At 45.4% G+C, this 20,941-nt stretch carries 17 protein-coding genes; 15 read left to right on the top strand and 2 right to left on the bottom strand.

From position 1 onward, the window contains the following. Nucleotide 1 precedes the first annotated feature (1 nt). From V1L65_RS07495 to V1L65_RS07425, 15 genes are all read left to right on the top strand, one after another. The gene (locus tag V1L65_RS07495) at nucleotides 2-1,108 is read left to right on the top strand and encodes a hypothetical protein (protein ID WP_331698488.1); all 1,107 of its coding nucleotides are present in this window, start codon (nucleotides 2-4) and stop codon (nucleotides 1,106-1,108) included. Nucleotides 1,109-1,153: 45 nt separating this feature from the next. Beyond that, nucleotides 1,154-1,510, top strand: coding sequence for a RidA family protein (locus V1L65_RS07490; RefSeq protein WP_331698487.1), 357 nt, complete (start codon nucleotides 1,154-1,156; stop codon nucleotides 1,508-1,510). Nucleotides 1,511-1,744: 234 nt separating this feature from the next. Beyond that, nucleotides 1,745-2,440: a GntR family transcriptional regulator gene (locus V1L65_RS07485; RefSeq protein ID WP_331698486.1), complete on the top strand. Its 696-nt coding sequence runs from the start codon at nucleotides 1,745-1,747 to the stop codon at nucleotides 2,438-2,440. Nucleotides 2,441-2,512: 72 nt separating this feature from the next. After that, nucleotides 2,513-4,750: a hypothetical protein gene (locus tag V1L65_RS07480; RefSeq protein ID WP_331698485.1), complete on the top strand. Its 2,238-nt coding sequence runs from the start codon at nucleotides 2,513-2,515 to the stop codon at nucleotides 4,748-4,750. 379 nt (nucleotides 4,751-5,129) lie between these two features. Further along, nucleotides 5,130-6,800, top strand: a complete 1,671-nt coding sequence (locus V1L65_RS07475; RefSeq protein WP_331698484.1) for an extracellular solute-binding protein — start codon at nucleotides 5,130-5,132, stop codon at nucleotides 6,798-6,800. A 111-nt stretch (nucleotides 6,801-6,911) separates the two neighbouring features. Then, nucleotides 6,912-7,808 carry an ABC transporter permease gene (locus V1L65_RS07470; protein ID WP_331698483.1) on the top strand — a complete coding sequence of 299 codons (897 nt, stop codon included), beginning with the start codon at nucleotides 6,912-6,914 and terminating at the stop codon, nucleotides 7,806-7,808. Between the two features lie 40 nt (nucleotides 7,809-7,848). Continuing rightward, nucleotides 7,849-8,733: a carbohydrate ABC transporter permease gene (locus V1L65_RS07465; protein ID WP_331698482.1), complete on the top strand. Its 885-nt coding sequence runs from the start codon at nucleotides 7,849-7,851 to the stop codon at nucleotides 8,731-8,733. 27 nt (nucleotides 8,734-8,760) lie between these two features. Beyond that, nucleotides 8,761-10,875 carry an alpha-amylase family protein gene (locus tag V1L65_RS07460; protein WP_331698481.1) on the top strand — a complete coding sequence of 705 codons (2,115 nt, stop codon included), beginning with the start codon at nucleotides 8,761-8,763 and terminating at the stop codon, nucleotides 10,873-10,875. 64 nt (nucleotides 10,876-10,939) lie between these two features. Then, a complete protein-coding gene (locus tag V1L65_RS07455) occupies nucleotides 10,940-12,061 on the top strand; it encodes an aminotransferase class V-fold PLP-dependent enzyme (RefSeq protein ID WP_331698480.1) in 1,122 nt (373 codons plus the stop codon). 25 nt (nucleotides 12,062-12,086) lie between these two features. Beyond that, nucleotides 12,087-13,256: a M20 family metallopeptidase gene (locus tag V1L65_RS07450; protein WP_331698479.1), complete on the top strand. Its 1,170-nt coding sequence runs from the start codon at nucleotides 12,087-12,089 to the stop codon at nucleotides 13,254-13,256. A gap of 246 nt (nucleotides 13,257-13,502) precedes the next feature. Continuing rightward, nucleotides 13,503-13,892, top strand: a complete 390-nt coding sequence (locus V1L65_RS07445; protein ID WP_331698478.1) for a RidA family protein — start codon at nucleotides 13,503-13,505, stop codon at nucleotides 13,890-13,892. A 44-nt stretch (nucleotides 13,893-13,936) separates the two neighbouring features. Next, complete coding sequence (locus tag V1L65_RS07440) at nucleotides 13,937-14,674, top strand: MBL fold metallo-hydrolase (protein WP_331698477.1); 738 nt, start codon at nucleotides 13,937-13,939, stop codon at nucleotides 14,672-14,674. Between the two features lie 56 nt (nucleotides 14,675-14,730). Beyond that, entirely contained in the window at nucleotides 14,731-15,726 is a 996-nt protein-coding gene (locus V1L65_RS07435) for a Gfo/Idh/MocA family protein (protein WP_331698476.1), read from the top strand. 18 nt (nucleotides 15,727-15,744) lie between these two features. Beyond that, nucleotides 15,745-18,423: a hypothetical protein gene (locus tag V1L65_RS07430; protein ID WP_331698475.1), complete on the top strand. Its 2,679-nt coding sequence runs from the start codon at nucleotides 15,745-15,747 to the stop codon at nucleotides 18,421-18,423. Between the two features lie 43 nt (nucleotides 18,424-18,466). After that, the gene (locus tag V1L65_RS07425; protein ID WP_331698474.1) at nucleotides 18,467-19,492 is read left to right on the top strand and encodes a zinc-dependent alcohol dehydrogenase; all 1,026 of its coding nucleotides are present in this window, start codon (nucleotides 18,467-18,469) and stop codon (nucleotides 19,490-19,492) included. 97 nt (nucleotides 19,493-19,589) lie between these two features. Here the strand turns inward: V1L65_RS07425 and V1L65_RS07420 are convergent, their stop codons facing one another. After that, nucleotides 19,590-20,051, bottom strand: coding sequence for a hypothetical protein (locus tag V1L65_RS07420; RefSeq protein ID WP_331698473.1), 462 nt, complete (start codon nucleotides 20,049-20,051; stop codon nucleotides 19,590-19,592). A 61-nt stretch (nucleotides 20,052-20,112) separates the two neighbouring features. Then, nucleotides 20,113-20,940 (bottom strand): urease accessory protein UreD, encoded by an 828-nt coding sequence (locus V1L65_RS07415; protein WP_331698472.1) that lies wholly within the window; start codon nucleotides 20,938-20,940, stop codon nucleotides 20,113-20,115. Between the last annotated feature and the right edge of the window lies 1 nt (nucleotide 20,941).

The following is a 20,941-nucleotide window of genomic DNA, read 5'->3' as shown; positions in this document are numbered from 1 at the left end:
AATGAATTCCATTGCAAATAGTAAACCTAAAATTGCTGCAATTATAACGGAATACCGCTATAACTCTCACGCGGAAGTTATTGTCGGCAGATTACTTGGACGCATGGGATATGAACCGCAGATCGAGGTGGCTACTCTTTATATGGACCAATTTCCTGACAATGATATGAGCAGGGAAGAGGCTGCCTATGCTGGAATTCCGATATGTCCAACTATAAAGGAGACGATTATTACAGCTCATCGTGACAGACTTGACGGGGTATTGATTATAGGTGAGCATGGCGTTTATCCGGTTCATAGCAATGGGCAAAAGAAATACCCGCGCCGCCGCTTTTTGGAGGAAACGCTAAATGTGCTAGATGAAATTAATGTGAGAGTGCCGATCTTTTCCGATAAGCACTTGTCTTGGAATATAGACGATGCTTTATGGATGTACAATGCTTTGAATGATCGCAGTATACCTTTTATGGGCGGCTCGTCCATTCCCCATGTTCCGCTTGTTCCGGAATTGGATAGGTCAAGCCTGCAGAATCCGCAGCAGATTTTGGCGGTCAGCTTTGGAGGCACTGAGGATTATGGTTTCCATGCCTGGGAGACTGTGCAGTATCTTGCCGAGAAGCGTATAGGCGGGGAAAGCGGCGTGAAGTCAGTGCGTGCCATTCAAGGTGAGCAGGTGTGGGATGAAATGGATCAGGGTCTATGGCCGGAACCATTAATGCACTTGGCTTTGGCAACTTATTCGAATCCAAAAGAAGGGCATCCGCGCACAAGAATTAATAATCCGGTACTAATGACTGTTGAATACCTTGATGGGTTAACGGGCTATGTGCTGCAATTGCCGAATGAAATCGAGCAATGGGCTGTAGCGTGGACAAACTTTGAAAACAAAGATTATGCCGTCCGATTTGATTCAGGCTTAGGCCGTCCATTCCGTCATTTTGGCATATTGACGGAAATGATAGAGAGCATGATCATTACCGGGCAATCTTCTGTACCTATTGAGAGAACACTGCTTACAACTGGAATGATTCACTATGCCATGGAATCCTTGATAAGCAATTCTATCATAGATACGCCTTTACTTAGAATAGAATATTCACCTTATTAACAGCGGCAAGCCTGAATTGACTATTAATTTTAAGGAGTTGTGGCTATGAGTATTCAGTCGAAAGTTTTGCCTTTTTCTTCGGCTTCTTTTTCAGGCTCGCTGGTATTTGTTTCGGGACAAGGCGGCTTGGATCCTATAACTGGTGAAGTAGTCGGCCCTACGCTTGAAGAACAAACGGTTCGAACGATGTTGAATATTCAAGCTATTCTTCATGCAAACAATATGGATTTCAATCAAGTGAAGAAGGCGAATATTTTTCTGGCCAAACGGGAGCATTATGCCGAATTTAATGAAATTTATGCCCGTTATTTTTCAGCCCCATATCCGGCTAGAACGACCGTATATTGCGATTTGAACTATGATTTGCTCGTTGAGATCGATGTTGTTGCTTCCGTGGATTAGATTTGAAAAAAGTAGTTAGCATAATATTTCATCAAACAAAGCAGGTCCCGCCGGGACCTGCTTTGTTTATTATAGAAAATATATGCTTTTAAAACTGCCAAAAGGTTCTAAAATTTCTATTGTCAGAATACTATATGATGTATTATATTGTATATATTATATATAATCCATAATTGATGAAGTCCATAATTGAAAATAAAAGAACAAGCCAAATCTCCAAGGAGGTTGTACGAGATGAGGGAAACAAAGAAATTTATAATAGAGAAGCAAAATATTAGCGATGAAATCAGTGAAATTATAAAGCAGCAAATATTGGAGGGCGAGCTTAATCCGGGAGATCGGATTATAGAGACAAAAATTGCGAAGGAGCTTAACGTTAGCCAGACGCCTGTTCGAGAAGCGATCCGCAAGCTTGCCGGAGAAGACATAGTCACCATTATTCCTAATCGCGGACCATCTGTTCGCCTGCTGGAGATGGAGGATGTATTTGAGATTTATTCGTTAAGAGCCGTTTATGAGAGTCTTGCTATTAGGCTTGCGGTCAAAAATGCGAGCGATGAGGACGTCGAGAATCTTAGCCGCTTCTACGAAAACATGAAAGTTAAGCTAAATGACAATTCTGTAAGCTCATTGCTGCAGGATTCCCATTTTCTTCATCAATCCATTATTTACTTGTCCAAACACAAAAAATTGATTCATATGTACAAGACGATTTCCTTTCAAATTTCATTGGTAAATCGAATACTCGGGAGCCAGTCGACCAAGCAAAAGGAAGTAGACCAGCATTGGGAATTGATTGACGCTCTTATACGCCGTGATCCGGATCATGCCGAGTCGGTCATGAAATCTCATATTAAACGGTCCTACTTCGAATTTGCTGCAATAAGCGGAGAATCAGATGCTGCTTTTAAACAAAAAGAATGGTTTTAATCGTTAGCTAAGCTTTGAATAATTGATCCAGTCTTATATTATGAGTTGAATAGCAGGAGGGTAATGATCGATATGATGCATAACTCTTTACTCATTTTGGATAGGCTTGAAGCAGCAAATAACGAACCTTATAATCGGCTTCGCAGAGATCCTCACAGACATGCGATAAAGTTGGAGCGGAGCGTAATGAAGCTGTCGAATGTTAACTATTTGGAAGGGCAATGGTCCGTAGTGCTGGAAGGTAAGCTTGAAGGCATGGAGGAAGCCGCTATTGACCTAAAGGATTACATGCAGCGAATCGGCGTCGATATAGCTTCAAATGCTTCCAATTTCTTTATTCTTCGTGAGGATTCTGCTGTTGCGGCAGGCTCATTTTGTCGCGATGTGAACGAGAATGCTATTACTTTGTCCGCATCGGATATTTCCGGTCTTTGGGCAAGCATCGTTTATTTGGAAAAGGAAATTTCTGCATTAGGGACGCTCGCTCTTCCTATAGGAAGGATTGAGCGTGCTCCGTCTTGGAAGAAGCAAATTAGTCAAGCTCCCTATGGAGCAAATTACTTAGTGCCTGATCTAGACGATATCTATCTGTCGGATGATGCCTTTCGGTTACTCATTCATTATGGCATTAACGGCATGATTATTTATGGAGATTGGTTACTGTATGTAAATAATGCCCATTACTTCGAATTAAATCACCCACACTATGACCACAATATTGCAATCTTGAAAAAAGCGGCCAAACGCGCCAAAAAGTTTGGAATTGCATTATATTTTGTCGCTGTAAGCCCCAAGCTAGATGGCAATCATCCTATTTTCTCCCGCATACCTTCCATGAAGGGCGCAAAAATCAGTCCTGGATTAAAAGAAACGACGAAAGAAATTTATAATTTATGCTCATCGGATCACGACAGTCTCAATTTCCATGGAGAAACGATGGCTGGGCTATTTCGCGAGGTGCCGGATCTTGGAGGACTGATCCTAATTATCGGCGGCGAATCATACTACCACTGCTTTATGCGTCCGGATATGACGCATATCGACGTAAATTTAAAGACAAATTGTATGCGCTGTCAAACTAAAACGCCTGAGCAAGCTGTGAACGCTTTGCTTGCTGCAACCGCAACAGCCGTGCATAAGGTGAAGCCGGAAGCAAGCGTTATGGCATGGCCATACAGTGCATTTGTTTGGTCCAGCGATCCGGCGCAAGTCGAGCTTCTGGAGTCGCTGCCGAAGGATGTCGCTTTGCTCAGCACGATCGAGAAGGATGAGCTGTATTGGAAGGATGGCTATAAGAAGCGGATCTGGGATTACTCGATTGACTTTGTAGGACCTGCTGCCAATCTATTGAAGCAGGCCGAAGTGGTGCATAAGAGGGGGATACCGCTTTATATCAAAACGGAGACGGCGATCGGTCTCGAGTGTATTCATATTCCTTACATGCCTGCATTGCACAAGCTCGGGTACAAGTGGGAACAGGTTTCGTTAATGAAAGCAGATGGAGTAGTGCAATCCTGGATGTTTTTTGGCATGTGGGGGTCGAGGGCTGAAGAGCTAGGCTGGTGGAAAAATTGGAAGCCGGATCTGGCTATTGATGAAATTTTGAACATAATGGCCAATCGGGATTTCGGAGAGGATGCCCTGTCATATATACGCGCATGGAGCTATATGAGCGAGGCTGCCTCGCATTTTCCGTATATACCGATCTATTTCACGGGACCGGAGTTTATCGGACCTGCACATCCTCTCGTTTTTGATGAGGAATTCGAGCAAAAACCGTATTTTGAAGCCAGGCTGTATTATTTACAGGAAAATGAAGAAACGTTTTCGACAGCAGTTAACGAAGTCAAGCATTCATTAGCGCTGACAAAGCTTCCCTATTCCCATATGAACAGCACGATGATCGCGGATGAGGGAGTAGATTTAGTACAACTAGTGATTTCAGAATATGAGCTGGCTTGCGATTATGCCAAAGCAGCGTTTAAAGAAATTCAGACGCTTACTTATCCGATGGAACTTCGCAGTCGAAACTTTGCAAGAGAGGAACATGTCATAATCGAGTTTGTGTATCGTTCACTGCTAACTACATTGCATACTTATAAATTTTTGCTGGCGAAGGAGCAGAGTGATCGAGAACTAATGCTGGAAATTACTCGGCTCGAGTTAGCAAATACTGAGCAGGCTTTAGCTTTAATTGCCAAAGCTCCTTGGCTAGACTTGAATCGCCGTACAGACGGGGACTTCCCTTCCTCTAGGGTCATGATGGAAGTCAAAATTAATAATTTGAACAAAGAGCTTGCCGCTCGCTAATTAGGGTTTGAATACCTTCGATTGCTAATTGGAGGCACGGCTTGTATAGTGAGTAGTCTCTTAAGCGTCGTGCTGAAAGTAAGCTGCGGAGGAATTTAAATAAAGATGTTATAGAAGGAGGTAGAGGGGTGTCGAGGGATACAATATAACAATCCCGGTCGTGTCAGAAGGTTAAGGTGAAAAAGAAGCCGTCACTTCTTGATTTCACTGTGATTCCTTCGGTGTCGAAGAATCAGCTTTCTGGCGGACCGGGAAATGCAAGAGCAAGTAGCGGATAGTTGCTAAAAACTCTTAACTTCTATTGTCTTACGAGTCAAGTTAGAAATCAACCCCTGAATGTTAACAAGAATGACGTTATTACTTTTTAGGAGGAATTGATATGACTAAAAGAGCTTATTCTTTATTCATCGTTATCACGCTAATTGTAACCGTTTTCGCTGCTGCGTGCAGCAACAATAACAACGGTAATAATAAAAAAGAGCCGACTGCTGCTCCGACCGCTTCTTCGTCCGGCAACGGATCTGAGGCAGCTGAAGGAGGGAAATTCGATCCGCCTATCACGTTGACAACAGTAGGAACCGTTAAGCCGACCGTGACTTACGAGAATGGCGATTCCGTAGACAATAACCCATGGACTAGAGAATACGAAAAACGTTTTGGTGTTAAATTCAACACGCTTTGGACCGTAGATGCCTCGCAATGGGAAACGAAAACAAACTTAATGATTGCAACAGGCGATATTCCGGACTTTTTTCAGGCATCGCCTACCCAATTCAAGCAGCTGCTGGAATCGGATTTGATAGAGGATTTGACAGCTGCTTATGAAGCTGCACCTGAGCGGGCGAAAAACATATTAAACGAAGGCGGACCAGAAGCGCTTATGTCAGCTACGGTAGACGGAAAGCTGATGGCTATCCCATTTACCGGCGCTCCTAAGGAAGGGGCTCCAATGATTTGGCTTCGGACCGATTGGATGGAAAAGTTAAGCCTGGAGCCGCCAAAAACGATGGACGATTTGTTTGCCATTATGGACGCCTTCACAACGAAGGATCCTGACGGAAACAATGCCGCCGACACGTTCGGACTGGCGATAGACAAGGATTTCAGCACGCTGATCGGCTTTTTCAACAGCTATCACGCCTACCATAAAATTTGGATTAAAGATGCTGAAGGCAAGCTGCAATATAGCAGCATTCAGCCGGAGATGAAGCAGGCCCTGTCCGTTCTACAGGAATTGTTTAAAAAGAAGCAAATTGATCCGGAATTTGGCTCCAAAGATTTTTCGAAGGTGGCTGAAACGGTCGTTAGCGGTAAGGTTGGCGTTGTTATTATGAATCCATATGCGGGGTTGTACCCTTTCCAATCCAGTGTTGATCAGGATCCGAATGCAGAATGGAAAGCATTCCCCCTCGTTTCCGCGGATGGTCAAGAGCCGAAAAAACAAGCTTCGCTAGGCGTTTCGGGATATTGGGTAGTCAAGAAAGGCGTCAAGCATCCCGAGGTGCTGTTCAATATGCTTGATATGTGGGTAGAGCTATTTTACGAAAACAAAGATTTGGATATTAACAAGCAATTTGTCAATGGCGGCAGCAGCGGAACGAATGAAGTTTGGCAGATGAATAAACTTGCCGCATATCGCGCCTATAAAAATGCGGATCAGCATTTGAAAATTATAAAAGCGCTCGAGACAGGAGATACATCTGAATTAACAGGTGACGACCAAAGCGCCTTTACCAATATTAAAGGATTTTTGGAAGGGGATCGGACCAAGTGGGGCTGGAATGTTATTTTTGGCGAGGGAGGCTCGATGGGCGTTACGAATCAATACCGGCAAGCCAATGCTTATGTCAACGATGAATTTATTACGGCTCCGCTTCCGGTAATGAGCGAGCGCAAGGCGGATCTAGACAAGAAAGAACTGGAGGTGTTTACCAAAATTATTATCGGTTCAGCATCCATTGACGAGTTCGACAAATTTGTAGCGGAGTGGAAAAAAGAGGGCGGCGATGCCATAACGGCGGAAGTAAATGAGTGGTATGCCAATAAGTAAAGCATCGACTAGGGTCGGTGTTAGCTATTAGCGCATCATAGTCAGCATTGCGGAAAAAACACTGCTTTTTTCCGCAATCGCTGATTCGTCCACCAGAGAGGAGCAATTGCGTTGAAAAGATCTTCTTTCTCTAACCTGCCTTTGCATCTATTGCTGCTGCCGGCGGTCATTCTAGTACTTATTTATTCATACGGACCAATGCTTGGAATCGTCATTGCTTTTCAAAAGTTTATTCCAGCAAAAGGCTTCTTTGAATCTCAGTTTATTGGCTGGAAAAATTTCGAGTATGTGTTCAGTTTATCTGATTTTCCGAAAGTGATGAGAAATACCCTTGTAATTTCCGTCATGAAGATCATCGCCGGGCTGTTTGTACCGCTTACGGTGTCGCTGATGCTTAATGAGGTAAGGCAATACTTTTTCAAAAGAAGTGTCCAGACTCTTATTTATTTGCCACACTTTTTATCATGGGTTATTTTGGGCGGCGTATTGATAGACATTTTGTCTCCTTCAACTGGAATCGTCAATTCATTTATAAGTTTATTCGGCATCGAGCCAGTGTACTTTTTAGGCGATAACAGCTGGTTTCCGTTCGTCATGGTATTTTCCGATGTATGGAAGGAATTCGGATTCAGCACGATTGTTTATTTGGCTGCGCTGACGGGAATCAATCCTGCCCTGTATGAAGCAGCCATAATGGATGGAGCAAGCAGAATTCGTCAAACTTGGCATATTACGTTACCCGGCATCCGGTACATGATCGTTCTTCTGCTAACGTTAAGCCTTGGAAACGTATTGAATGCGGGCTTTGATCAAATATTCAATCTGTACAGCCCGCAGGTGTACGAAAGCGGCGATATTATTGATACTTACGTTTACCGAATGGGCTTAATTTCCGCTCAATTCGGTCCGGCAACTGCCGTAGGTCTTTTCAAGTCCGTTATTTCGCTTATTTTGATTTCTACCACTTATTATTTAGCCTACCGCTTTGCCAAGTATAGAATTTTTTAAATGATAAGCATTCAAATGTTATTCACGGGGAGGCTCAGGCATGCGCTATAAACCAACATTATCTAGACAAGCGTTCTATATCGTCAACATTGTAGTTCTTGGCGGCCTAGGCATTATATGCGTGCTTCCTATCATACACATACTGGCGGTTTCATTCAGCTCTAATGCTGCAGCAACAGGCGGACTGGTTAAATTTTGGCCTGTTGGATTCAATTTGCGTTCTTATGTATATGTAATGAGCTCAGACCGGTTTTTTAATTCTTTGGGCATTACGATGCAGCGCGTAGTGCTGGGTGGAATTGTCAATATGGTTCTGACTTTGATTACGGCGTATCCGTTATCGAAGGAAAGTGATAGGTTTAAGCCGCGATCATTTTATGCCTGGTTTTTCTTTGTCACTATTTTGTTTAGCGGCGGTTTGATTCCTCTTTTCATGGTCGTACGCGAGACGGGCATTATGGGCTCGATATGGGCGCTCATCTTACCCGGGGCTGTTCCGGTATTTAATATTATTTTAATGCTTAATTTTTTCAGGACGCTTCCCCGTGAGCTGGAGGAAGCTGCATTTATCGATGGCGCTGGACATTTATCGACGCTGTTTCGCGTTTTTGTGCCGCTGTCCTTACCCGCGATTGCTACGATCAGCCTGCTTACTATAGTAGCGCACTGGAATTCCTGGTTTGATGGCCTGATCTTTATGAATTCACCTGACAGCTACCCATTACAAAGCTATCTTCAAACGATCGTCATCCAGCAGGATTTTTCGCAAATGACCGAGCAAGAGCTGAAAAACATGCGCTTAATATCGGACCGCACGATAAAATCGGCACAAATATTTTTAGGCGCACTGCCAGTGCTTTGCTTGTATCCGTTTCTTCAAAAATACTTTGTTTCCGGAATTACATTGGGAAGCGTAAAGGAATAACGGCGAGTGGATGGAGGATTGCGATTTATGAATCGAAATGGAACTCCCTGGTATAAGAACAGCTACCGCAGAAATTTAGTCGATATGCACATTCCAGATTGGAATGAGCAATTTATGAGCAGGTATGATGCTGATCGCTATGCAGCGCTTCTTAAATTAGCACGTGCAGATACGGTGATGATTCCGGCCAGCTCATGTCTGGGTATCAGCTATTGGCCTGTTTCAGACGGACATATGCACAATGGACTGAACGGGAAAGACTTGATAGGCGAAGTCATTGCGAAATGCAAGGACGCAGGCATGAATGTGATCGTATATTCGAATTTTTGGAGCAAATGGGCCTATGACGAGCATCCGGATTGGCGGTTCGTATCAGAGAGTGGGCGGAATACATCGGAATATTTATGGACGGAAGGCCGATACGGGGTTTGCTGCTTCAATACTTCTTACCGTTCTTTTATGCTTTCACAGATTGCCGAGCTAAGTGAAAGCTATACCTTCGACGGATTATGGATCGATATGATTCATTGGCCGTATTCACCATGCTATTGCGGAGGCTGCAAGGCGAGATATAAGCTTGAGACGGGAGCGGAAATTCCGCGTACGATTGATTGGACAGATCCTGATTGGGTACGATTCCAACGAACCAGAGAGCGTTGGCTGGCTGAATTTGCTGGAGAAATTCGCAGTTTAATGAGAGAGCTGAAGCCGGAAGTGACAGTTGGCCTGCAGTGCGCCTCCTGGTCCACAGGCTGGATTAACGGTTTTACGAATGAGTTTTTTAAACAAACGGATTACGCAAGCGGAGATTTTTATGGAGATGCTCTGCAGCAATCGTTTATATGCAAGGCTCTGTATGCATTATCCGAAAATCCGCCTTTCGAATTCATGACGTCACGCTGTCCGGATTTGACTGATCATACGACAACCAAATCGCAGGAGCTGCTTCGCGCACAGGCATTCTCGGCCATTACTAATGGCGGTGCGTTTCTTTTCATAGACGCCATCGATCCGATCGGCACCTTGAATGAGCAAGTTTACGAGCGGATGGGCGAAATTTACGGCGAGCTTGAACAATACGGGCTTTATCTCGATGCCGACGCCCGCATGCTGCAGGATGTCGTTATCTACATGAATTTTGAGTCGCAAATTGATTTTGCCCAAAACGGCCAATCGGCTATGGTTGAAACCTACAGCAGTCCTATTGCTCAAGCTGCGATGAATGCAGCCAAGTCGCTTATGAACGCCAATATATGCTACGGGGTCATTTCTAAAAAAAATATTAAGCAATTATCTCAATATGCCGTCATTATTTTACCGGATCTGCTTGCAGTCGACAAAGAAGAAATCGAAGCTTTTCGCGCTTATGTAAAAGCAGGCGGCGGGCTGTACGCCAGTAAAAGAAGCACATTGTATGACAAGCTCGGCGGCGTTCGCGCAGACTTTGGGCTCGCTGATGTATTTGGCGTTTCCTATAAAGGCATGACGAAGGAATCAGTCACTTATGCAGCGCCTGCAAAGCAATTTGACAGCTGGTTCAAGCATCATTCGACGGCTCATCCTGTTATGCTGTCAAGCGATCAAGCGATTGTTGAAGCCGATGGGGAGCAGACGTTGGAATGGATAGCGTCACAGGTTCTTCCTATTGTGGATCCAGGAAATAAAGCGTTGTTCGCATCTGCTATCAGCAATCCGCCTCGCTATGCAGCAAGTGAAGACGATGATTCAGGAACTACGCCCGCAATAGTGATGCATAGGTTCGGAAGCGGAACGAGCATCTACAGCGCAGGACCATTGGAAAATATGACCTCTGACGATCATCGTGATCTTTTTATTCATATTATTCGTGCTTTGGCGGGGAACAAGCTGCAAACAGGGAGCGATTCACCCAAATGCGTGGAAGCGGTATGGTTCCACCACGAGGCTGCCCGATGCTATTCTTTGCGCGTGCTGAATTTTCAAGATCAATTGCCTAATATTCCGGTCAGGGATATAAACTTTCATATTCATATGCAAGATGTGCCTAAAGCTGTTTATCAGGTGCCGCAAAAAACGCCAATTCCTTATTTGATCCGCGAAGGTACGGTTTCCTTCCAGCTTCCAATGCTCGAGACATTTGCCATGATTATACTGGAGTACTAGATTGTGAATCTTTCATTCGGTTAAGGAAATCAAATCCATAACTAAATACAGGAGAGGTAAAACTATGGACGCTGTTATTGATAAACGGTTACTTGCAGGCTTACAAAATAAAACGTGGTTTTTCACAGGCGCTGAAAGTCCTCCTTTAATAGAGGCTAAAGGGGCAGTTGATGCCTACCTGGCAAATCGTGAATTAGGTCCGGATGGCAGGCTGCTTAATGCTCAGGAGGAAGCGAACTGTAAACAACGGGTAGCGCAGCTTGTTAATGGTTCTGCTGACAATATTGCTTTGTTGTCCAATTCTTCAGAAATTATTTCATTAATCTCTAATTCCCTGGAGCTAAGGCCGGGTGATAACGTCGTCATTAATACGATTGAATTTCCTTCAGGCATTTTACCGTGGATTGCCCTCAAGCAAAAAGGAATTGAAATACGCGTTATAGACCATGCGAATTGGGAAATTTCTGTAGAGGATATTTTGGCGCAGGTAGATGAAAAAACGAGAGTTGTAATGACCAGTCATGTAAGCTACCTGACAGGCGCAAGATTGGATTATATCCGTTTATATGAGCAGCTGAAGCAAACGAATGCGTTGTTATTTCTAGATGTAACGCAAGCGCTAGGCGTAGTGAAGGTAGATATTAACCATACGGACCTGCTGGTTTGCAGCTCCTATAAGTGGTTGATGTCCATTCATGGTTTGGGTATTTTGGGGATTAACCCGAAGCGGGTAACGGGTCTGACTCCAAAGGCTGTAGGCTGGAGAAGCGTAACGAATATGTTCGGTGTAGCGGAGAGCCAGTCCTTTACATTCTGGAACGATGCGAGTAGATTTGAGCAGGGATATCCAAGCTACGCGACGATATATGCTTTATCCAGCTCTGCCAAGCTTTTGCTGGAAACAGGAATCGAACGGATTGAGAGGCATGTGCTGGAGCTTGGGCAATATTTAATAGAGCAGATGGCTGAGCTGCCATACCCTTTAATGACTCCGGAAGCTGCCGAACGCAGAGCGGGCAATATTTGCTTTGAATGTGCAGCCGGAGAAGAAATTGCCGAGGCATTGAAGGAAAAATCAATATATATATGGGGCGGTGATGGAAGATTCCGCGCTTCTATTCATTTGTTTAATGATAAAGAGGACGTGGATCGCCTTGTCTCACAACTGAAACAGCTGAATATTTAAATTGACAGACAGAGGAGGGGAGAAATTGAGCAACGGAGATGCGCGTCATCCTGCATTGCAGATTTTGGAGGATCTCATTCGTATACAAAGCGTTAACCCTCATTTTGGCGAAGGGGCCCAAGGGGAAGAAGGTGTTGCTGCCTACTTGGAGCAAAGGCTCAAGAAAGCAGGGCTGTCAGTAACCAGGCAGCCTGTGCTCGCTGGAAGAGACAATATCATTGCCGAGCTGCGCATCGGCAAGCCGGAATCGACGCTGCTGTTCGAAGCCCATATGGACACGGTCTCGCTTGGCAGTATGGAAGATCCGCTCAATCCGATTTATCGTGACGGACGGCTTTACGGCAGAGGGGCATGCGACACGAAAAGCTCGCTCGCCGGCATGGTGTATGCCATGGAATATTGGTCGCGCAACAGGGAGCAGCTGCAAGCTGATCTCGTGCTTTGCGCAGCTGTCGATGAGGAGGCTAACTATCGGGGAGTTTTAAAGTTCCTGGAATGGCAGGCGCCGATTGCAGGCGCAGTAGTTGGCGAGCCTACGGAGCTGTCGATCGTAACGGCAACTAAAGGCTGTTCCAGAATGGCCGTTTGGACGAAGGGAAAGGCGGCGCATAGTGCAGTTCCGGAAGAAGGCGACAATGCCATCTATACGATGATGGATGTTTTGCGGTTTATTAGGGAAGAAGCCGAGCCTCAGCTTGAGCGAATAAGCCATCCCAAGTGCGGTCAGGCGACAGTAGTTGTAGGAACTATTAATGGGGGTACCCAAATTAATATCGTACCCGAAAGCTGCGTCATTCAAGTGGATCGCAGAATTATTCCAGGCGAGACACCTGATGGGGTGCGGGAGAAATTCACGACAAACTTATTGGAGTATTTAGGAGATAAAGCGGAAAAGGTTGAAGTAATCGAGCTTTTGTCCGACTGGGCCTTGAATACTTCTGAGCAATCGTCCATTGTTTGGAAGGCTCGGGAGGCTATGCGTTCAATAGGCTTGGACGATGAAACAATCGGCGTGCCGTATGGAACGGATGCAAGCAAGCTGCAGCAGCTGGCCGGCGTTCCGACTATCGTTTTCGGCCCAGGCTCTATCAGGCAGGCTCATGCCAAGGAAGAATGGGTTTCCGTGGAGCAGGTGGAGCTTGCCGCACAATTTTACAAATCGTTAGCTGGACGATTTGGCCATTTGCAGCAGTAGTATGTAATGATGGCAAGCTTGCTAACGGACATTTATGTCCGTAAGGAATGTTTTAAGCGGCTGAATCTTCTGTAACGGACGTTTGTGACCATAAGAAGCTAATATTTATCGATATAACATGCAAAATGGGCTCTAATGGTCATAGATGTCCGTAAAAATTTAAAAAACTCGAAAAAACGGCTCTAACGGACATTTATGTCCGTCACAGATGGAGTTACAGATACCGATGAAAAGGAGTGCTTTTGGTTGAAAAAAGAAATTATTGATACGGCTTCGGCCCCAAAGCCGGGCGGCAAATATTCGCAAGCGGTCAAGCTTGGAGATATGGTCTATGTATCAGGAACTTGCCCCTTTGACTTGGTGACAGGTGAGGTGCTTTATCCTGGTGACATGGCTAAGCAAACAGGCTTGGTCTTGCAATATATTAGTGAGATTTTGAAGGAAGCGGGCACTACTCTTGATCATGTCGTAAAGGTTACATCTTTTATAGATGAGCTAGGTGATTTTAATGTTTATAACGAAGAGTATGGCACTTTTTTTAATAGCGAGCCTCCTGCTAGAAGCACGGTAGAAATTGTGAAGTTTCCGCCAGGCATGCGCGTTGAGATTGAGTGCATAGCCTATATCCCGTCTTAACGCAGTTGGCTAAGAGAGTAAATAGATAGCGGGGGAGAATGCTTGTGAAAATTCATAACAACATTTGGCTTGTAGGCAGCGGGCAGCACGGCTTTGAAATGACGCATGCGTTGGACTGCAATGTTTATTTAGTTGGAGACGGTAAGTCATTTGCCATGATCGATGCTGGAGCGGGGATCGAGCCCCACCGGATCGTAGAACGGATCGAGGCTTCGGGAATTGCGATGGCGCAGGTTACGCAGCTTTTGCTTACTCACGCGCATGGCGACCATGCGGCCGGCGCGAATTATTTTCGTGAAACCTACGGGCTGAAGGTCGTGGCTTCTGCGGAAGCAGCACCTTGGATCGCTGCCGCTGATCCTGAGAAAACGAGCATAGGAGCGGCAATAGCCAGCGGAGTTTATCCGCAAGATTATGTGTATGCTCCATGCCCGATAGACGAAGCCGTTCGAGAAGGAGATACGCTGCAGGTAGGACAGCTGAATGTGAGCATCGTGGAAACACCTGGCCATGCTAACGGGCATATCAGCTTTTTGTTGGAAATAAGCGGCCAAAAAATTATTTTTGTCGGAGACACTATGTTTGCAGGAGGCAAAATATTTATACAAAACAGCTGGGATTGCAATATTCAACTATATGCATCCGCTATTAACAAGTTGGCTTCACTATCGATTGATGCGATGTTTCCTGGCCACGGCCCTTTTCTCTTAAGCTCTGCCAGCAAGCATATTCAAAAAGCGCAGGCTCAATTCGGCCGGCTGGATATCCCGCCTAATCTTTAAATCTAGCAGCCGAAATGAATTTAATGAATAGACCGGTTTAAACAGGAGGATTGACTATGAGAAAAATGAAAGCAGCGGTCATCGGATTAGGAAGCTGGGGAGAGTGCCATCTAGAAGCTTTTCGTTCATTGCCCCAGGTTGAAATAGCCGCGATTTGCGATAATCGTGCAGATCGTTTGGATGAAATAGGCAACAAATATGGAATTGAGCGGCGTTACACCAATTATGAACAGTTAATCGAGCAAACGGACATAGAGCTTGTTAATGTTGCAACCTTCGAGAAAGGGCATTTAAGGCCGACGCTGCTAGCGCTTCAATCAGGCAAGCATGTGCTGGTTGAAAAACCGATAACGACGGATGTAGCAGAGGCGCAAGAGATGTATCGCATGGCGCAGCAATGCGGCAAGCAGGTTATTCCCGGACATTTGCTGCGATTTGACCCCCGTTATGCTGAATTGAAAAGCGCTATTTATAATGGACGGCTTGGACAAATTGCAAGTTTATTTTTTAAACGGTCCAGGCAGCAGTCCTTGTTTTCTACTTACTCTAGAACACATACCGTATATGAATTGACCGTGCATGATCTTGATCTGGCAGTATGGTATGCAGGCAGCAGGGTCAAATCCGTTCGTGCCTATGCGCAGCATCTTTCTGACAGCGCCGCTCCAGAATCATTATGGGCGAACCTAACCTTTGAGAATGGGATGTTCGCTGTACTGCACAGCAACTGGCTAACCCCGGACAAGGCGGGAGTTGAAATTTTCGATAGCGTGGAGGTCAGCGGCAGTGATGGCAAGGCCCATTTTGAAACAAGCAATGCCGGACTGCATCTATGGAATCAAGAGGGAAGTGTGTCGAAGGAGTTTTTTATTCATCATCAGCGGAACGGGCATATTTATGGGGCATTGCGCGATCAGCTGGACTATATCTCGAATTGCATATTAAACGGAACGGGTTTTGAATACGTTTCATTCGCAGACGCTGTTCACGTTATTGAGATTGCTGATGCTATTGTAAAATCCACTGAGTGCGGTCAAGATATTTTTTTGTGAGAGGAGCAGGCTGAAGCCATGATACAAGAATTTGAAGCAAATCCGCAAATGATTCCGATCGCGCTGCCTCATTTTCCAACTCGTATGCAAGCCATCATCTGGAGAAATTACGGCCTGGTGCCTACGGAACGCATTGCCGCTGTATTGGAAGCTACGGTTAAACAAATCGAAGAGGTTGCAGTCCTTATGGGACTGGAGGTGCCTCTGGAGGCGGACTTGCAATGGCTTGCCAGAGGCTACATTACGATCATAAGGGCTAATTGGCATTTGCTTACTTACGAGCAGCTCTTAACACTGCTTGATTGGACGGAGGAAAAGCTGGAATTCACGCTTAAAGAGGATGATTTTCTGTGGGTAAAGCTGGGCAATTTAAAGCCGTTCGTAAAGCCTGTACGCTATAAGCCTTTAAGCGCAAAGGAGGAGAAGCTGACTCTCGAGTGGAAACAGCGCGTGTCGGAAGCTTTCGATCCCATTCAGAAAGAGCTTGATACTACTTTTCAGGAGAAGCCGTTCGATTTTTTGGAACGATTCAAGCAGCACGATCTGCCGAGGCTTTCAGCAAGAAGGCTGCCGCTAGCTAGCGAAGCCAGGCTGGATGTGCCATGGACGATTCAGATTTTCCAAAACAAGTATAAGGGTGAAGGTGATGACACGAACGACGGCAAGGACGTAAGCATGGGAGAAGGCAATTTGTACGCCTACGCTCAGCGATTTGCCGATAAGCATGCACAACATTGGGGAGTAGAGTGGTCTGTTGCAGCATCATCGCACAAAGAGAGGCCGATTCTTCGATTCAAGGTGGATCCTGCCGCTAGTGGAGTGAAAGAAAGTCATACGATATTCGTTTCGGACGATGAAATTGTTATCCAGTCATCCGATGAGGAAGGGATTTTGCGCGGGCTGCAGTGGATCGAGCAAACGATGAAAAAGTCAGAGCTGCCATATCTGGAGAAAGGGAAATATGAGCAGACCACGAAGTTCGACCTCCGCTATATTTATTCCTATAGTGCGGTGTATGGTGATCCGCTGCTCGAGACGGAGCTGGATCCTTATCCGGAGGAGCAGCTGGAGCGATTATCGGAAGTAGGCGTTAATGGCATTTGGATGCAAAGCGTTCTATATCAGCTCGTTCCTTGGCGCGCGGCACCTGAGCTGTCGGTCAATTGGGAACAAAGGATAGAAGGATTAAGAAGGCTGGTCAAAAAAGCGTCGAAATACGGCATTCGTGTTTATTTGTACTTCAATGAACCGCGTTCCATGCCGCTTTCCTATTTTAAGGATAAGCCAGATTGGAAAGGGCAGGAGGAGCAAGGCTATGCCGCGCTTTGCACATCCGTGCCGGAGGTTCAAGCTATTCTGAGCGAATCCGTGTCCGCCTTGTTCAGAGAGGTGCCCGGACTTGGCGGTATATTCGCCATCACAATGTCTGAGAACTTGACGAACTGCTACTCAAGAGCTCCTGGCGGCAAGACGAATTGTCCGCGCTGCAGCAAGCGCAGTCCGAGCGCCGTTATTTCAGAAGTCATCCATTTGGTGGCGGATGCCGTTGCCAAGGAAGCTCCTGCTGCCCGGGTGCTTTGCTACACATGGGCCTGGACCGAATCATTGGGCTGGGACGATAATGAGATTTTGACGGCGATTAAGCAGCTTCCAAGCAATGTTACGATTCTTTCCGTAAGCGAAGATGAGAAAGAAACGAATATTGCCGATATTCAAGGCAAAGTAATCGATTATTCTATTTCCGTAGTTGGTCCGAGCGAAAAAACAGCCCGCATTTGGCAAATGGCAAAGGATAACGGATTAAAAACCGCGGCAAAGGTGCAATTCAATAATTCATGGGAGCTGTCAGCGGTTCCTTACTTGCCCGTATTTCAATTGATTGAGGAGCATCTGCAACGGTTGAATGCATCGGGGGTAAGCGGACTAATGCTGAGCTGGACGCTGGGCGGCTATCCTTCCCTGACATTAAGGCTAGCTGCGGAGCATTATTGGTCAACGGACGGAGGCAAGCCGAGAGGCATCCATGAATTGCTCGAGGATCAATTTGGAGCTGCTGCGGGAAAAACGATCACGCAGGCATCGCTTGCTTTCAGCGAAGCGTTTCAGCAATTTCCGTTTGATATCGCGGTGCTTTATCTCGCACCTCAAAATATGGGACCGGCAAATTTGCTTTATATGGAGCCTACTCATTATAAAGCTACGATGGTAGGGATTCCTTACGATGATCTTGAGAGGTGGCGCGCAAAATATTCGGAAACGGTATTTGCCAACCAGTTTAAAAAGCTGGCAAGCGGCTGGAAAAAAGGACTGAAGCTGCTTGAGAAGGCGCGAAAACATATTTCATCAAGCACCGAAGCGGATTACGATGATCTGCACCGGATTGCTAGCGCTGCTTACCTGCATTTCTACAGCACTTATATGCAAATTTTATTCGTGAAAAATAGGAATCGTTATCTTGTCGCAAAAGATGGGGAACAGAAAAATAAGCTTGGCAGCACCCTCGCCGATATTGTCCAAAAAGAATTAGAAAATGCGATGGCGTTGTATACCCTTGTTAAGCAAGATTCGCGCATTGGCTTCGAGGCGTCCAATCATTATTATTATACGGCCCAGGATTTGCAGGAGAAGGTAGTGAACTGCCAGTATGTGCTCGATCAGCTGAAGAGTGAAGTAAACATTACTCAGATGCAAACATAAAAGAAATGTAATTTTAAGAACAAAGATTTGGGAGGACTTCAGAATGAAGGTTATAGTGTGGAATGCTCCTGAGAGGATGAATGTAGAGCAGCATGAAGTACCGATGCCGAAAGTTAATGAGGTTCTGGTTCGTATACTTGGCGTAGGCATATGCGGTTCGGAAATCGAAGGATATCTTGGACATAACAGCTTAAGAGTACCCCCGTTAATTATGGGGCATGAGATTTGTGGACGAGTTGAACAAAATGGTGATGGCGCAAACCAATTTGATGTGGGACAAAAGGTCGTTGTTAATCCTTTATTATTTTGCGACGAATGCTTAAGCTGCTTAAAAGGCTTAACTCAGCTTTGTGCCAAACGGCAAATTGTAGGCATTCATCGGCCAGGCGGATTTGCACAGTATGTAGCCGTTCCACAAAGCACGCTTGTTCCAGTATCTGAGTCCATGAATCCTTACCGGGCAAGTTTGGCTGAGCCTCTGGCCTGCTCTTTGCGTGCGGTGCGCAGAGCAATTGAGCGTCATACCTTCCCTAATATCGTTGTATTCGGTGCGGGAGGCATCGGTTTACTGAGCGCCAAAGTTACGCGTTTGTTAGGGGCATCAAAGGTGCTTATAGTCGATACTAATGATGATCGTTTGCACATGGCCCGCAATATTCAATTCGAGCATATTTTTAATCCGACAAAGGGGAATTTAAAGGAGCATGCAGCCGCCTTATTCGGAAGTAAGGGAGTAGATGTCGTTATCGATGCGGCGGGATTTCAGCCAACGCGGGAATCGGGTATGGAGCTGCTGAGTCCCGGGGGAACCATTATGAACATTGGACTTGGCATCGACGAGACGAAGCTGTTTATCAATCGTCTGATCCGCAGCGAAATCGAGATTCTAGGCTCCTTCTGCTATACCAGACAGGATTTTTACGATGCAGTGCAATTGCTGGAGCAAGGCGTTATTACGGAAGAGGGCTGGACAGAAGTGAGAAGCTTGACTGAGGCCAATACGGCCTTTCAGGATTTAGTCTCAGGCAAAGTTATCAATGGGAAAATATTTCTGGACCCAAGCAGATAGAACGGCTCGAAAGGATAGGAGAAAAAAAGTGGCTGCCAAAGTCAATTAATACTGACTTTCTGGACAGCCACTTTGTTTAGACCTAAGTATGTTGTGCCTATTTAGATTGCTTGGCGATTTTCTCATGAATTTCGCTTTCAATCGCTTGAACCTGCTCCTCATCGAGCCTCTGCTGAGGCTGCGGGTGAAACCATTGGATATCGCCTTCGTGAACATAGCCTTTATAATCCTCGCCGTTAATTTGCAACGAAAATTTTTGCCGAGCGTGCCTGCGATTTTCAAAGGCATCCTCAAGTTGAAAGTCTTTGATCCCGCTAGCTATGCCACTTTGACACATTAAGGAGTGAATAGCTTCTTCAATGAATTCTACCTGCTCTTCGCCGATCATTTGACTGGGATGAGGGTGGAGCCACTGAATTTGGTCCTGATAATAATGTCCCTTGAACTCATCTCCCTGGACTTTAAAAGTGAATGCGTGCCTCTGATGAACGCGATCCTCAAACAGTGTCTCAACATCAAAACCTTCCAGTTCGGGTCGTGCATTCTTATCTTCGAGCATAGCTAGCCCTCCTCGTAAAGTCTCTAGGAAATTGTTCCTCCTAGATCATCTTATTATGCTGCTAGTACTTTCTTAAAGGTCTTGGTGTTCGATTATACCATGATTCTGTTACGATGCGGTGGCAAATAGAAAAAATGTGTTCAATTTGCTGGGTAGAATTTGCTAGTAATCTGAGGCTAAACCCAGGCACCTCAAGCTTTGAAAGGCCAAAATTAAAAGTTGAATTATTTTCAGCTTGAATGGTTTCATACAGGTCATCGAGCAGTGTATCGGTCATAAATTCACTAACGACGATCATCGAGCCTAGATGGGAATAGCCCTCTAAGTAGCCGATTTCAGTTATATTTTGTTTGCTGGGCGTAAGTTTTATATGATCCAGTACACCAAGAAGCCCATCATAATAAATTTCGGTTAAGAGCTGAATCGTCTTGTAGGTAAATCTATCTCCGCTAGGCGACCAGCCTGGCGTTACAATATCGGTATAGAGGAAAGTAGAGCCTTTTTCCATATGCACGATATTTTTTTGTTTGTAGTGAGCATTTTCGTAGGCAATTAATGGATCTGGAACAAACTCCAAATAACTGCCTTGCTTAAGATGAATTTCGGTTTCTTGATAGGCGTAATCCTTGGGCGACTTGTACACTTTAGTGGCAGATTGAGTCGTTAGCGTTACTTTCGCGTCTTCATCTGCTGAGATGTGCATTCGGTATCTGTCTCCGTCCAAGTAACCGCCGCCCGGATTGAGCAGGTAGTAGCATACCTGCCCGCTGTCGTCATGGTAAACCGGCCTCATTACTTTAAAGGCGCCTTGAAAATATACATTTTTGGCGACGGTTTTTCCATGGCGCTGCTCCAAATCAAGGTTTAATAGGCCTGTCCATTGCGACATA

Source organism: Paenibacillus sp. IITD108 (assembly GCF_036541265.1).
Taxonomy (GTDB): domain Bacteria; phylum Bacillota; class Bacilli; order Paenibacillales; family Paenibacillaceae; genus Pristimantibacillus.
The sequence above is the reverse complement of the archived record's forward strand: the minus strand, read 5'-3'. Positions and strand labels throughout refer to the sequence as shown.